The sequence below is a fragment of the Acidovorax sp. 59 genome (genome assembly GCF_002754175.1).
Classification (GTDB): Bacteria; Pseudomonadota; Gammaproteobacteria; order Burkholderiales; family Burkholderiaceae_C; genus Acidovorax; species Acidovorax delafieldii.
This window is the reverse complement of record NZ_PEET01000001.1, coordinates 3,366,130-3,379,343: the sequence shown is the minus strand read 5'-3', so window position 1 is coordinate 3,379,343 and position 13,214 is coordinate 3,366,130. Positions and strand designations below refer to the sequence as shown.

The 13,214-nt window shown below is 65.5% G+C and carries 11 protein-coding genes; 6 read left to right on the top strand and 5 right to left on the bottom strand.

Annotated elements, in window-relative coordinates:
• Positions 1-60: 60 nt before the first annotated feature.
• Positions 61-924 (bottom strand): ScpA family protein, encoded by an 864-nt coding sequence (locus tag CLU87_RS15315; RefSeq protein WP_056058577.1) that lies wholly within the window; start codon positions 922-924, stop codon positions 61-63.
• A 64-nt stretch (positions 925-988) separates the two neighbouring features.
• Positions 989-1,195 carry a DUF3460 family protein gene (locus CLU87_RS15310; protein ID WP_056058580.1) on the bottom strand — a complete coding sequence of 69 codons (207 nt, stop codon included), beginning with the start codon at positions 1,193-1,195 and terminating at the stop codon, positions 989-991.
• Positions 1,196-1,271: 76 nt separating this feature from the next.
• On the opposite strand from CLU87_RS15310, the gene CLU87_RS15305 reads away from it, so the two are divergent.
• The 3 genes from CLU87_RS15305 to CLU87_RS15295 all read left to right on the top strand — a co-directional run bounded on the left by CLU87_RS15305 (position 1,272) and on the right by CLU87_RS15295 (position 5,158).
• Positions 1,272-1,784, top strand: coding sequence for a hypothetical protein (locus CLU87_RS15305; RefSeq protein WP_056058583.1), 513 nt, complete (start codon positions 1,272-1,274; stop codon positions 1,782-1,784).
• Positions 1,785-1,928: 144 nt separating this feature from the next.
• A complete protein-coding gene (locus CLU87_RS15300) occupies positions 1,929-2,570 on the top strand; it encodes a YitT family protein (RefSeq protein WP_056058586.1) in 642 nt (213 codons plus the stop codon).
• Between the two features lie 251 nt (positions 2,571-2,821).
• Positions 2,822-5,158 (top strand): integrin, encoded by a 2,337-nt coding sequence (locus tag CLU87_RS15295; protein ID WP_099731008.1) that lies wholly within the window; start codon positions 2,822-2,824, stop codon positions 5,156-5,158.
• 114 nt (positions 5,159-5,272) lie between these two features.
• Here the strand turns inward: CLU87_RS15295 and metG are convergent, their stop codons facing one another.
• The gene (gene metG / locus CLU87_RS15290; RefSeq protein WP_099731007.1) at positions 5,273-7,372 is read right to left on the bottom strand and encodes a methionine--tRNA ligase; all 2,100 of its coding nucleotides are present in this window, start codon (positions 7,370-7,372) and stop codon (positions 5,273-5,275) included.
• A 174-nt stretch (positions 7,373-7,546) separates the two neighbouring features.
• Here metG and CLU87_RS15285 point away from each other — a divergent pair, with 174 nt between their 5' ends.
• Positions 7,547-8,662 carry an SMP-30/gluconolactonase/LRE family protein gene (locus CLU87_RS15285; RefSeq protein ID WP_199170837.1) on the top strand — a complete coding sequence of 372 codons (1,116 nt, stop codon included), beginning with the start codon at positions 7,547-7,549 and terminating at the stop codon, positions 8,660-8,662.
• Between the two features lie 12 nt (positions 8,663-8,674).
• On the opposite strand, the gene CLU87_RS15280 is transcribed toward CLU87_RS15285, so the two are convergent.
• Together CLU87_RS15280 and CLU87_RS15270 are read right to left on the bottom strand one after the other, a co-directional pair.
• A complete protein-coding gene (locus tag CLU87_RS15280; protein ID WP_099731005.1) occupies positions 8,675-9,946 on the bottom strand; it encodes a patatin-like phospholipase family protein in 1,272 nt (423 codons plus the stop codon).
• A gap of 372 nt (positions 9,947-10,318) precedes the next feature.
• Positions 10,319-10,891 carry a restriction endonuclease gene (locus CLU87_RS15270; RefSeq protein WP_056746975.1) on the bottom strand — a complete coding sequence of 191 codons (573 nt, stop codon included), beginning with the start codon at positions 10,889-10,891 and terminating at the stop codon, positions 10,319-10,321.
• A gap of 120 nt (positions 10,892-11,011) precedes the next feature.
• Between CLU87_RS15270 and apbC the strand changes: the two genes are divergently transcribed.
• Positions 11,012-12,103, top strand: a complete 1,092-nt coding sequence (gene apbC / locus CLU87_RS15265; RefSeq protein ID WP_056746768.1) for an iron-sulfur cluster carrier protein ApbC — start codon at positions 11,012-11,014, stop codon at positions 12,101-12,103.
• Positions 12,104-12,128: 25 nt separating this feature from the next.
• A complete protein-coding gene (locus tag CLU87_RS15260) occupies positions 12,129-13,085 on the top strand; it encodes a LysR substrate-binding domain-containing protein (protein ID WP_099731004.1) in 957 nt (318 codons plus the stop codon).
• The last annotated feature ends 129 nt before the right edge of the window (positions 13,086-13,214 follow it).

Below are 13,214 nucleotides of genomic sequence, written 5' to 3'. Positions count from 1 at the left end.
GCGTGTGAAGGGGGTAGTGCCACGGCCACCGGCCAGGGCGGTGAACAGTGGAAGGCGGCCCTAGGCCGGCGTGTAGGCCAGGCGCACGTAGATGGGCGCAAACGCTTCGGCCTGCGTGATCTCGATCAGCGTCTCTTTGGCCAGCTCCAGCAGCGCAATGAAGGTCACCACCAGCACGGTGCTGCCTTTTTCGGGCTCGAAGAGTTCTTCAAACTCCACAAAACGGCGGCCCTGCAGGGTCTTGAGCACCATGCTCATGTATTCGCGCACGCTCAGTTCCTCGCGCGTGATGCGGTGGTGCTGTACCAGCTTGGCGCGCTTCAGGATGTCGCGCCAGGCCTCCTGCAGCTCCACCACATGCACGTCGGGAAAACGCGGCTGCAGGCTTTGCTCGATGTAGACCTGGGCTTTGAGGAAGTCGCGGCCATATTGCGGCATCTGCCCCAGGCGGGCGGCAGCCATCTTCATCTGCTCGTATTCGAGCAGGCGGCGCACCAGCTCTGCGCGTGGGTCTTCGGGTTCTTCGCCTTCTGCCTGCTTCTTGGGCGGCAGCAGCATGCGTGACTTGATCTCGATCAGCATGGCGGCCATCAGCAAATACTCGGCCGCCAGTTCCAGGTTGCGGCTGCGGATCTCGTCCACATACGCCAGGTACTGCTTGGTCACCCCCACCATGGGGATGTCGAGGATGTTGAAATTCTGCTTGCGGATCAGGTACAGCAGCAAATCCAGTGGGCCTTCAAAGGCTTCGAGGAAGACTTCGAGCGCGTCGGGCGGGATGTACAGGTCCTGCGGCAGCGCAAACAGCGGTTCGCCGTACAGGCGGGCCAAGGCCACCTGGTCCACCACCACGGGCATGCCCGCCGCGTCCAGCGAGGGCGCGCCGGGCGAGTCTGCCGCTTCGGCTGCGTTCGCAGTGGTCATGGTTTGCTATTGAATCAGGAGCTATCAGCGCAATAAATACCTGCGCTTGCGGCTCAAAAGATGCTCAATCGGCGTTGGTCTGGTACACGTAGGGCTTCTGGGCCACCTGGGCGTCGCGGTACTCGCCCCAGATCTTGCGGTCCACCTGCTTGTCCCACAGCAGGGCACGGCCGGCTTGTTGCTGCTGGTCCAGTTCGGGACGGCTCGCCTTGAGCTGGTTGATGAACTGGGTGGCGTCGGATTGGTAGTCGGGGCGGCGGAAAATAGACATGGACTGTGAACTCTTTCTTGGAACGCGTCAGGCACAGTGATGCACCGAAGGTCCAAGATTTTACCGGGACGAATTTATGCGCTTGATATATCGCTCCGCTGCCCTGGCGGCCGCCACCCTTTCCCTGCTGGTGCTTGCCGCCTGCGACCCGCAACGCATCAGCGAACTCAAGGAGGGCGTTTCGACCGAAGCCGACGTGCGCGACCGCTTCGGCGCCCCCGAGAACGTGTGGGACGAGCCCGGTGGCGCGCGTACCTTCGAGTACAACCGCCAGCCTGCCGGCCAGGTAAACTACATGATCACCATCGGCCCCGACGGCCGCATGACTGCGCTGCGCCAGGTGCTCACGCCCGAGACCTTTGCGCGTGTGTCGCCCGGCATGCGCATGGACGAGGTGCGCCGCCTGCTGGGCAAGCCCGCCAAGGTCACGCCCTACGAGCTGAAAAAGGAGACCTGGGCCGACTGGCGCTACCTGGAGGCACCCAACCAGTCCAAGGTCTTCACGGTGGTCTATGGGCCCGACCAGTTTGTGCTGCGCACGCAGACGGGTGCGGACACGGACGCGCCCGAGTTCAAGGGCGGCAAGTAGCAGTACCTGCGCACACTGGCGCGTTGCTTGCTTCTCATCTTGCAGGCTGAACGCTGGACGCGCGCCGGGCTGTCCCCAAGTGCCCAGCACTCCACCGGCGGAAAGCCCCCGCGCCTTTGCCACGCACCCCAACGCTGAACGCCCATGCCCGATACCCAGCCCCCTGCCCACGACGCCGCACCGCCGCTATCCGCCCTGCGCCATGGCACCTTTGAAGACGCCCAGGCCCTGTTTGCGGGCACCCTGTTCGTGGCCATGGCGCTCATGCTGTTCAACCAGGCGGGGCTGCTGGTGGGCGGCACGGCGGGCGCGGCGTTCTTGCTGCACTACGTCACCGGCATTTCGTTCGGCAAGCTGTTCTTTGTGGTCAACCTGCCGTTCTACTGGTTTGCCTGGACGCGCATGGGGCGCGAGTTCACGATCAAGACCTTTGTCTGCGTGGGCCTGCTGTCGCTGCTGACCGAGCTGTTCCCGCACGTGATGCATGTGGACTACCTGAACCCGCTGTTCGCCTCGTTGCTGGGCGGGCTGCTGCTGGGCACGGGCTGCCTGTTCCTGGCACGCCACCGCTCCAGCCTGGGCGGGGCCACCGTGGTGTCGCTGTACCTGCAAGGCCGCTACGGCATGCGTGCGGGCAAGGTGCAGATGATGATCGATGGCACCGTCGTGCTGCTCGCACTGTGGGTGGTGCCGGTAGACCGTGTGGCGTATTCGGTGCTGGCGGTGCTGGTGATGAGCGGGTTTTTGTGGATCAGCCACCGGCCAGGGCGCTACGTAGGCCATTGATCGAGACAGCCGCCAGCGCGGTGGCTGACAGTCTCGTCGGTTGAACAAGACCCCGGGGTTCTGAGTCCCGCCAAACGCTAAGGGGCCATTCCATTCTCTGCGTCAACCCTGCTTCAGTGGGGTGCGCTTGCGCGTTCTCCCGCCATAGAGTTCCAGGCACCCCGCCTGCACCCGCGCGAGGGAGCCGGACCTGTTCGTGCCTCCCGAGGGGTTGAAGTGTCCATGCAGTTCACAGACCCGGAGAACCCTTGATGTATCGAAATTTTTCTGCCATGGCTGAGGCCCTGCGTGCGAGGCTTGCCGGTGCGGCATGGGCGTTGCCTCTGGTCATGGCAGGCGCCCTGGCAGCTTGCGGCGGCGGTGGTGGGGACTCTGCCGAGCCACCGCCTCCCCCACCACCGCCCTCCGTGGTGCAGCATCCGGTGGGGGGCACTGTGACGGGGCTGACGGGCACCCTGGTACTCGCCAACGGAACAGGCGCGGAAGTGAGCATCACGGCCAGCGGCAGTTACGTCACCAATGTTGCGCAGGGGCAGGCTTACAACATTGTCGTGCGCACCCAGCCGGTGGGGCAGACCTGCGTGGTGGAAAACGGCTCGGGCGTGGTGACGGGCCCGGTCACCAACATCCTGGTGACCTGTACCACCAACACCTATGTGGTGGGTGGGGCCGTCACGGGCCTGGTGGGGGGGCTGAGGCTGCGGCTGAACGGCGCTGCAGATTTGCTGTTGACTGAGAACGGCGCTTTCCGGTTTTCATCGCCGGTGTCTCACGGCAGCGCCTATGCGGTCACGGTGTATGCGCAGCCTGTGGATCAGGCCTGTACGGTCGAAGCTGGCACCGGAGTCGCTGCGGCGCCGGTCACTCAGGTGAGGGTGCTTTGCAGCACGATCTATACGCCGCCTCCGCCACCGCCCCCTCCGCCGCCAGCTCCTCCGGCGCCGAGTGGCCTGGGCATTGGCTACGGGACGAAGGCGCTGATCTTTTCGTGGACTTCGGCGCCGGGTGCAACCAGCTACACGGTGTATGAGGACCCGGATGGCGCAGGCCCGCTGACACCCGTGCAGATCGGGTCCACCGCCACCACAGGGCTGACCTATGCAGTACCGGTGCTGCTGCACCTGCGGCTGAATGCCACCTACACCGTGCAGGCCTGCAATGCGGGTGGATGCAGCGCCCCGTCGGCGTCTGTGGCGGCCGACATGGTGCGCGCCATTGGGTACTTCAAGGCGTCGGCGACCACCGCCGAAGGCCGCTTTGGCAACCGTGTGGCCTTGTCCAGCAACGGCTCCACCCTGGCCGTGGGGGCCTATGGCGAGGGTGGCAACACCGGCGCGGTGTACGTCTTCACGAAGAGCGGCGCCACGTGGTCGCAGCAGGCGCGCATTGCCACCCCCAACGGCGAGGCCAACGATTATTTTGGCAATGCCGTGGCGCTGTCTGCCGACGGTAACACGCTGGCCATCGGCGCGGATGGCGAGAGCGGCGACCAGAAGGGCACGTTTGCGACGATGCCCGCCACCAACAACCTGGCCAGCAACTCCGGCGCCGTCTATGTGTATTCCCGCACGGGCGCCGTCTGGTCGCAGCAGGCATTCATCAAGGCGAACAACGCGGATGCCGACGATCTTTTCGGTTCATTCGTAGCCCTCTCGAACGACGGCAACACCCTGGCGGTGGGGGCCTATAACGAGGATGGTGACCTGACCGGAACACACGGCAATGCAGCTTATGCTGCGTCCGGGGCCGCCTACGTCTTTGCCCGCACGGGCACCAGCTGGGCACAGCAAAGCTACCTCAAGGCCGCCAACGCCGGTGCGGGAGATTTCTTCGGCATCTACCTCAGCCTGTCTGGCGCGGGCGACACCCTGGCGGTGGGTGCGTTCTTTGAGCGCAGCGCTTTGGCGAGTGATCCTGCGGACGACACCTTGACCAATGCCGGTGCGGCATATGTGTTCCAGCGCAATGCGGGGGCATGGTCGCAGCAGGCCTATCTGAAGGCCCCCAGTCCCCAAGCGCAGGACCGCTTCGGTGTGTCGGTCATCCTGTCAGGCGACGGCAACACGCTGGCGGTTGGCATGGATGGAGACAGCAGCAACTATACAGGCACCTTCGTCGTGCCTCCACCGCGCAACACCCTGGCACTCAACTCTGGCGCGGTGTTTGTGTTCATTCGCGCAGGTGGCGTCTGGCAGTCACAGGCGTACTTGAAAGCCTCCAACACCCGTACCCCCCACCGGTTTGGCAACAACTTGGCGATGTCCAGCGACGGCAACACGCTGGTGGTGCCGTCGTACCGGGACGACAGCAATGCGCGCGGATTCAATGGCGACCAGGCCAACACCGCCGCTGCGGATGCGGGCGCTGTGCTGGTGTTCCGCCGCAGCGCGGGCACCTGGGCGCAACAAGCCTACCTGAAGGCACCCAATACGGGCGCTGGGGACCGGTTTGGTGGCCGTGTGGCGATATCGGGTGACGGCACTACCCTGGCCGTGGGGGCATCCACTGAAGACAGTGGATCGACTGGCGTTGGGGGCAACCAGGCCGACGAAAGCAGCACCAACGCTGGCGCGGTGTACCTGTACTGAAAACTGGATGAAGGGCGGCCGTCAACATGCCGCTCCTTCCGCTATCAGCGAATGGCGAGGGGCTCAGCACCCCTTGATCCTTGACGGTTGCTTTGTCTATGGGCGTTGCACGTCTTACCGCACCCGCATGCCGGGCGTGGCGCCCGGCCAGGGGTTGAGCACGTAGATGCCGGGGTTGGCCTTTTCGTCGCCATGGCTGGCGGCCAGCACCATGCCTTCGCTCACGCCAAACTTCATCTTGCGCGGCGCCAGGTTGGCCACCATCACGGTGTGCTTGCCCACCAGATCTTCGGGCTTGTAAGCGCTGGCAATGCCGCTGAACACGTTGCGCGTACGGCCTTCGCCCACGTCCAGCGTCAGGCGCAGCAGCTTGGTGGAGCCCTCGACCGGCTCACAGTTCACGATCAGCGCAATGCGCAAGTCGATCTTGGTGAAGTCGTCGATGGTGATGGTGGGGGCCAGTTCCTCGCCACCAGGAAGGGAGTTGGCTGCTACGGTTTCAGTAGCTGCTGGCGCTTGTTCTGTCTGCGCCGGTGGCTCAAACAAGGCTTCAAGCTGTTCGGGGGTGACGCGCTGCATCAGGTGCTGGTAGGGCTGGATGGCCTGCACGTCGCCTGCCACGTTCCACTGCTGCATGTTCACGCCCACAAAGCCTTGCACCGCCTGGGCCAGGCCCGGCAGCACGGGGGCCAGGTAGCGGGTGAGCGTGGCAAAGGCGTTGACCAGCACCGAGCACACCTGGTGCAGCGCCTCGTTGTTGGCAGCGTCCTTGGCCAGATCCCAGGGCTTGTTCTGGTCCACATAGGCGTTGACCTTGTCGGCCAGCACCATGATCTCGCGCGTGGCCTTGCTGTATTCCCGCGTTTCGTACATCTGCGCGATGGCGTCGCCCGCGCCGCGCACCTCGGCCAGCAGGGCCGCGCCCGTGGTGCCAAATTGGTCGGTCAGCTTGCCGTCGAAGCGCTTGGTCAAGAAGCCCGCCGCCCGGCTGGCAATGTTCACGTACTTGCCGATCAGGTCGCTGTTCACCCGCAGCATGAAGTCTTCGGCATTGAAGTCGATGTCTTCGTTGCGTGCGCTCAGTTTGGCCGCCAGGTAGTAGCGCAGCCATTCGGCATTCATGTTCAGGCTCAGGTACTTGAGCGGGTCCAGACCCGTGCCGCGGCTCTTGCTCATCTTCTCGCCGTTGTTCACCGTCAAAAAGCCGTGCACGAACACGTTGTTCGGCGTCTTGCGGCCGCTGAAGTGCAGCATGGCGGGCCAGAACAGCGTATGGAAGGTGACGATGTCCTTGCCAATGAAGTGGTACTGCTCCATGGCTGGGTCGGCCATGTAGGCGTCGTAGCTTTCTCCGCGCTTTTCGAGCAGGTTCTTCAGCGACGCGAGGTAGCCCACAGGCGCGTCCAGCCATACGTAGAAGTATTTGCCCGGCGCATCGGGGATCTCGATGCCGAAGTAGGGCGCGTCGCGGCTGATGTCCCAGTCGCCCAGGCCTTCGCTGGTGGTGCCGTCGGGGTTGGTGCGGACGGTGAACCACTCCTTGATCTTGTTGGCCACCTCGGGCTGCAGCTTGCCGTCCTGCGTCCAGTTTTCCAGAAACTCCACGCAGCGTGGGTCCGACAGCTTGAAGAAGAAGTGCTCTGAATTCTTCAGCTCGGGCTTGGCACCCGACAGGGCCGAGAAGGGGTTGATGAGGTCGGTGGGCGCGTACACCGTACCGCACACCTCGCAGTTGTCGCCGTACTGGTCCTTGGCGTGGCACTTGGGGCATTCGCCCTTGATGTAGCGGTCGGGCAGGAACATGTTCTTCTCGGGGTCGAAGAACTGCTCGATGGTGCGCACCTCGATCAGACCACCGTCGGCGCGGTCGCGCAGGTCGCGGTAGATCTGGCGGGCCAGCTCGTGGTTTTCGGGCGCGTCGGTGCTGTGCCAGTTGTCAAAGCTGATGTGAAAGCCGTCCAGGTACTGCTTGCGGCCGGCAGCAATGTCGGCCACGAACTGCTGGGGCGTCTTGCCGGCCTTTTCGGCGGCAATCATGATGGGCGCGCCGTGGGTGTCGTCGGCCCCCACAAAGTTCACCGCGTGGCCCTGCATGCGCTGGTACCGCACCCAGATGTCGGCCTGGATGTATTCCATGATGTGGCCGATGTGGAAGTTGCCGTTGGCATAGGGCAGGGCGGTGGTAACGAAGAGTTTGCGGGCGGAGGTCGTCATGGAATGCGGCTTTCTCAGGCGGAACCCGTGATTTTAGGCGGTCGGCAGTGTCCTTGACCGCTGCAGGCGCTGCACCGGATAGGCCCGGTCGCGCAGGTGCCAGCCGTGGCCTGTGCGCCAGCCTCTGACGGCGCCACAATGCCCCGCAGTCAAATAATCATGAGGAGACAACACATGGCCAGAACATGGGCAAAACGGGTGGGGTGGGGCGTGGGTGGCGCGATATTGGTGGTGGCTGCCTATCTGGCGGCGTGGCCTGTGCCCATTCAGCCGGTGGCCTGGACTGCACCTGCCGCCCCTGGCTACCAGGGCGTGCACGCCCCCAACCAGCGCCTGGCCCAGCTGAACATCATTGATCTCAAAGGCGAGGTGGGCCCCGAGCACATCGCCTTTGGCAAGGACGGCAAGCTCTACACCACCGTGCTCAGCGGCAACATTTTGCGCATGAACCCCGACGGCTCGGGTCAGGAGGTGTTTGCCAACACCGGCGGGCGGGTGCTGGGATTCGACTTCGATGCGGCGGGCCACCTGATCGCGGCCGATGCCATCAAGGGCCTGCTGTCCATTGCGCCCGATGGCAAGGTCACCGTGCTGGCCGACAAGGTGGGCAACGACCCTATCCGCTATGCCGACGCCGTGGTGGTGGCCCAAAGCGGAAAGATGTACCTGAGCGATGCCTCCACCCGGTTTGCCCCCAAGGACTGGGGCGGTACGTTTGAGGCCAGTGTGCTCGACATCCTGGAGCAGGCCAGTACGGGCCGGGTGATCGAATACGACCCCGCCACCCGCACCGCACGCGTGGTCGCCCGGGGCATCAGCTTTGCCAACGGCGTGGCGCTGAGCCAGGACGAGAAAAGCCTGTTCGTCAACGAAACCGGCAAATACCGGGTGTGGAAGATTGCGGTGGATGCGAATGACCTCGACATTGGTCAGGTCAGCCCCCAGGCCCGCGTGCTGCTCGACAACCTGCCCGGTTACCCCGACAACCTGATGCGCGGGCAGGACGGCAAGGTGTGGCTGGGCTTTGCCAAGCCGCGCGGGGCCGCCATCGACAACATGGCGGGCAAGCCCTGGCTGCGCAGCCTGACCCTGCGCCTGCCGCGCGCGCTCTGGCCCATTCCCCAGCCCTACGGCCACGTGATCGCGTTCACCGACGATGGCAAGGTGGTGGCCGACTTGCAGGACCCGAGCGGCGCCTACCCCGAGACCACGGCCATCACCGAGACGGCCGACCGGCTGTATGTGCAAAGCCTGCACGCACACGGCCTGGGCTGGTTGCCCAAACCGTAGGGGGTCAGCGGTTCAGTCCTCCGCTCCGTGGTGCTTCGTCCGCACCTCGGCACCGGTATCCGTCCATCCAAAAAATTGGCACACCTCGGCCCGCATGGCCAGGGTGTCGGCCCGGCCCAGGGCCATCAGCTCCTGCGTGTAGCCGGACTCGAACAGCAGGTAGCTGGCCAGCGCCGCGCCGCGCACATCGGCCATGTTGGACGTGACCCCCAGGGCGCCCAGCATGGTGCGCACGGGGCCCGGCAGATCGCCCACGTGGCGCGCGGCCACGGCGTCCAGCCGCTGCGAGGGGGCGATCACCAGCAGCTCTATGGGGCGCAGCGCGCTGTGCAGGCGCTTTTCTTCGGGGATCAGCGACAGGGTCTGGTTGATGCGCTGCACGCGCTCCACGTCCACCGCCAGCGCATCCAGAAAGATGTTGGACAGCGCATGCCCCGCGATCTGCGCCAGCGTGGGGTAGGTGGCCGTGGGGTTGGCGGCGGCATCGCCCTTGGGCTCGTGCATGCGGCCCGCGCCGATCACCAGGATGCGCTCGGCCCCCAGATGGATGGCCGGGGCAATAGGCGCCGACTGGCGCATGGAGCCATCGCCGAAGTATTCGATGTGGTCATCCACCTCGATGCCCTTGGCTGGAAAGATGAAGGGAATGGCCGACGACGCGAGCAGATGCTCGTGCGTGATGCGGTCGCTGGCCGCCTTGCGCTGGGAGCGCACCCAGGGCTTGACGGGCGTGGCCGCTTCAAAAAAGGTGACGTGCTCGCCCGAGCTGTAGCTGGACGCCGTCACGGCGAGCGCGGTGAGATGCCCCTTGCGGATCAGCCGGGGCAGGCGCACCAAGGGCACCATCTTGACCAGCAGCTTCTCCAGTGGCGAGTTGTCCAGCAGCGAGCGCGGCCGCATGCGCCGCCAGCGTGCCAGCGCCCAGCCCAGCGACACCAGCGTGAGCCAGCGCGCGCCGCTGCGCATCACGCTGAGCGAGTCGGCGCCATACACCTGGCTGGCATGGAACTGCCGCCACACGCGTGCAATGCGGCGTACCGCACGGTCAAAGTGGTCGGCTCCGCAGGCCAGGGCGGCTGCGTTGATGGCCCCCGCCGAGGTGCCGGTGATGATGGGAAAGGGGTTGGGGCCGCCGCCTTCGCCACAGGCCTGGCGCAGGTCGGCAATGGCTTCCAGCACGCCCACCTGGTAGGCAGCACGGGCACCGCCGCCGGTCAGCAGCAGGCCCGTGGCGGGTGTGGCGGGTACGTTGCCAGGGGCTGCGGTAGGGGTTGTGGGGAGCATGGACGGCGGGGCAGTGTAAGGCTCCCAGTGTGGAGGGGCGCCCGGGCGCAGCTCATGTGGGAAAACCCGCATGTGCGGGCCACCCCACAGAGGGGTGGTCTTAGAACCTGTTCACAGTCTTTTTGGAGATTACATTGGAGTGCAATCGGGATGAGTGGATGCTTCGGATGCGCCGCATGGGCTCATGCCCATGCAAGCAGCCGGGGCGTCCAATCGCCCGATTCCACTCCAACCCTTCGGGCAAGTGCCTTGCCGGGCGGTCTGCGGCGTTGCGGCGCTTGCCAATAGCACGGGCTATTGGCTGCGCACCGCGCCTTGCATCTCATCCCGGCAAGGTACTTGTGCAACTCCAAAAAGACTGTGAACAAGTTCTTAACGCTGCTTGAGCAGCAGTTGCGCCACCGCGTCACCTTGCAGCACCACGATGCCGTGCTCCCGGGCAAACGCCTGGGCGTTCTCGCTGACCTGGCCCAGGGCGGCCACGTAAACGCCCGCCGACGCATCGGCAGCGGTCATGGCCGTGTGCAGCTCCCGCAGGGGCTCCACCCCGTGGGTAGCGGCCTTCCAGCGCTTGGCGCTGACCAGCGTGGTCTTGCCGCCCTGGCTCAGGCGCATGTCGGCCCCGGTGGCGTTGCTGCCGGTCAGGCGCTCCACGCTGTAGCCCGCGCGTTCCCAGGCGGTGGCCAGGGTGTCGGCGAAGCTGCGCCAGGGCATGCTGCCCACGGCCTCCAGCATCTCCACCACCTTGGCGGGGTTGGGCGCGCGCAGTTGCTTCCAGGCTGCGATGCAGCCCACCACAAAGATGGGGAACCCTGCCAGCGCGCCCACGACAAAGTACTCCTTGGGCAACAACGCCCCGGCCGCCAGCGTGATGAGGCCCACCACCACAAAGCTGATCCACCACGGCGAGCGCAGCAGGACGGCAAACAGGGAGTTTTCGGACATCTTGAATTTCACGGGAGGCCTTTTTGGAGAGAGCGACGATGCAATGCGGTGCGCATTGTCCTTCAGCGGCAGGGGGCGGGAGCTTGGGAATAGACTATCGGCCCCACAGGAGTTATTTGAATGGCAGTCACCGAACAGGGCCTTTTGGCCGCACTTTCCAGCGTGCTGGACCCCCATACGGGCAAGGATTTTGTCAGCAGCCGCGCCCTGCGCAACCTGCAGATCACCGGTGGCGACGTGGCGTTTGACGTGGAACTGGGCTACCCCGCTAAGAGCCTGGTGCCCGAGCTGCGCCGCAGCCTGGTGGCCGCCGCCAAGGGCGTGGCGGGCGTGGACAACGTGTCGGTCAACATCACCACCAAGGTCATCGCCCATGCCGTGCAGCGCGGCGTGCAGCTCTTGCCCCAGGTCAAGAACATCATCGCCGTGGCCTCGGGCAAGGGCGGCGTGGGCAAGAGCACCACGGCCGCCAACCTGGCCCTGGCCCTCGCTGCAGAAGGCGCCAGTGTTGGCGTGCTCGACGCCGACATCTACGGCCCCAGCCAGCCCATGATGCTGGGCATCAACCGCCGCCCCGAAAGCGACGACGGCAAGACCATGGAGCCGCTCGAAAACTACGGCGTGCAGGTCATGTCCATCGGCTTCCTGGTGGACCAGGACGAAGCCATGATCTGGCGCGGCCCCATGGCCACCCAGGCGCTGGAGCAGCTCTTGCGCCAGACCAACTGGAAAGACCTCGACTACCTCATCATCGACATGCCGCCCGGCACTGGCGACATCCAGCTCACGCTGAGCCAGCGCGTGCCCATGACCGGCGCCGTGATCGTGACCACACCGCAGGACATCGCACTGCTGGACGCCAAGAAGGGCATCAAGATGTTCGAGAAGGTGGGTGTGCCCATCCTGGGCATCGTCGAGAACATGGCAGCCCACGTGTGCAGCAACTGCGGCCATGTGGAGCACATCTTTGGCGCCGACGGCGGCAAGAAGATGGCGGCCGAATACCACATGGACTACCTGGGCGCGCTGCCCCTGGACATGAGCATCCGCCTGCAGGCCGACAGCGGCAAGCCCACCGTGGTGGCCGACCCGGACGGGGACGTGGCCAAGATCTACAAGAAGGTGGCGCGCGATGTGGCGGTGAAGATCGCCCAGCAGGCCAAGGACTTCTCGAACAAGTTCCCCACCATCTCGATCAGCAAGAACACCTGATCCTCCCGAGTCGCCCCACCGCGCCATGAACCTGCTCGCGTCCCTGCGCTACCTGGTGGCGCTGCACGAGCACCGGCACTTTGGCCGGGCGGCGCAGGCCTGCCACATCACGCAGCCGGCGCTTTCCAACGCGCTGCGTGCGCTGGAAAAGGAGTTTGGTGTGGTGGTGGTGCGCCGGGGGCGCAGCTTCGAGGGCTTCACGCCCGAGGGTGAGCGTGTACTGGCATCCGCCCAGCGCATGCTGCACGAGCACCAGGTGCTGCAGCAGGACCTCTCCAGCGACGCCGCCCACCCGCGCGGCACGCTGCGCCTGGGCGCGGTGCCCACGGCCATGCCCATCCTCGCGCGGTTTGCGGCGCAGTTGCAGGCGCGGCACCCGGGCATCGTGCCGGTGGCGCTGTCGATGAGCTCGCAGGCGCTCGAGGCCGGGCTGGAAAACATTTCGCTGGACCTGGCGCTGGGCTACACCGAGCGCATGCCCGCACGCGGCGGCCCGCTGCGGGCCTGGCCGCAGTACGTGGAGCACTACTTTCTGCTGCGCCGCGCAGCGCGCCCGCCCCAGGGCCCGGCGCGTGGGCTGCAGATCGGTCCGCCCATGGCCTGGGCCGATGCAGCGGCCTTGCCGCTGTGCCTGCTCACCCCGGAGATGCACAACCGCAGCCTGGTCGATGGGGCCTTCCGCGCGGCAGGCGCCACGGTCATGCCCGCCATGGAAACCGATTCGGTGCTGACCCTGGCGCTGAGCGTGGTGGCGGGCCAGTTGTGCAGCGTCCTGCCCGGGGCGCTGGTCGATGCCGTGCGCGGCCATGAGGGGCTGGAGGCCCTGCCGCTCAAGGGCCCGGTGCTGACCACCCCTATCGGATTCATGTCGCACCGGCAGGTGCAGCCCACCCGCGCCCTCGATGCAGCGCTGGCACTGGCGCAGGACCCCGACTGGCTGCAGCACGCCGCAGCACACAGTGGGCTTCTGGTCGCCGATTGAGCACTGACCGCACGGGTTGCGGCGGGTGATTCATGGGCAGCTGCAAAAACGGCCGTTTCATTTGTTTTTGTGATCGACCCATGTGCATCGGCAATTTGACGCCGCAGGCGCCCGTGGTCGACACTGCGG

Coding starts and splice junctions, on each gene's coding strand:
- CLU87_RS15285 (WP_199170837.1), top strand. CDS start 7,547: ATGGCCAGAACATGGGCAAAACGGGTGGGGTGGGGCGTGGGTGGCGCG.
- CLU87_RS15300 (WP_056058586.1), top strand. CDS start 1,929: ATGCCCGATACCCAGCCCCCTGCCCACGACGCCGCACCGCCGCTATCC.
- CLU87_RS15305 (WP_056058583.1), top strand. CDS start 1,272: ATGCGCTTGATATATCGCTCCGCTGCCCTGGCGGCCGCCACCCTTTCC.
- CLU87_RS15260 (WP_099731004.1), top strand. CDS start 12,129: ATGAACCTGCTCGCGTCCCTGCGCTACCTGGTGGCGCTGCACGAGCAC.
- metG (WP_099731007.1), bottom strand. CDS start 7,372: ATGACGACCTCCGCCCGCAAACTCTTCGTTACCACCGCCCTGCCCTAT.
- apbC (WP_056746768.1), top strand. CDS start 11,012: ATGGCAGTCACCGAACAGGGCCTTTTGGCCGCACTTTCCAGCGTGCTG.
- CLU87_RS15310 (WP_056058580.1), bottom strand. CDS start 1,195: ATGTCTATTTTCCGCCGCCCCGACTACCAATCCGACGCCACCCAGTTC.
- CLU87_RS15295 (WP_099731008.1), top strand. CDS start 2,822: ATGTATCGAAATTTTTCTGCCATGGCTGAGGCCCTGCGTGCGAGGCTT.
- CLU87_RS15280 (WP_099731005.1), bottom strand. CDS start 9,946: ATGCTCCCCACAACCCCTACCGCAGCCCCTGGCAACGTACCCGCCACA.
- CLU87_RS15315 (WP_056058577.1), bottom strand. CDS start 924: ATGACCACTGCGAACGCAGCCGAAGCGGCAGACTCGCCCGGCGCGCCC.
- CLU87_RS15270 (WP_056746975.1), bottom strand. CDS start 10,891: ATGTCCGAAAACTCCCTGTTTGCCGTCCTGCTGCGCTCGCCGTGGTGG.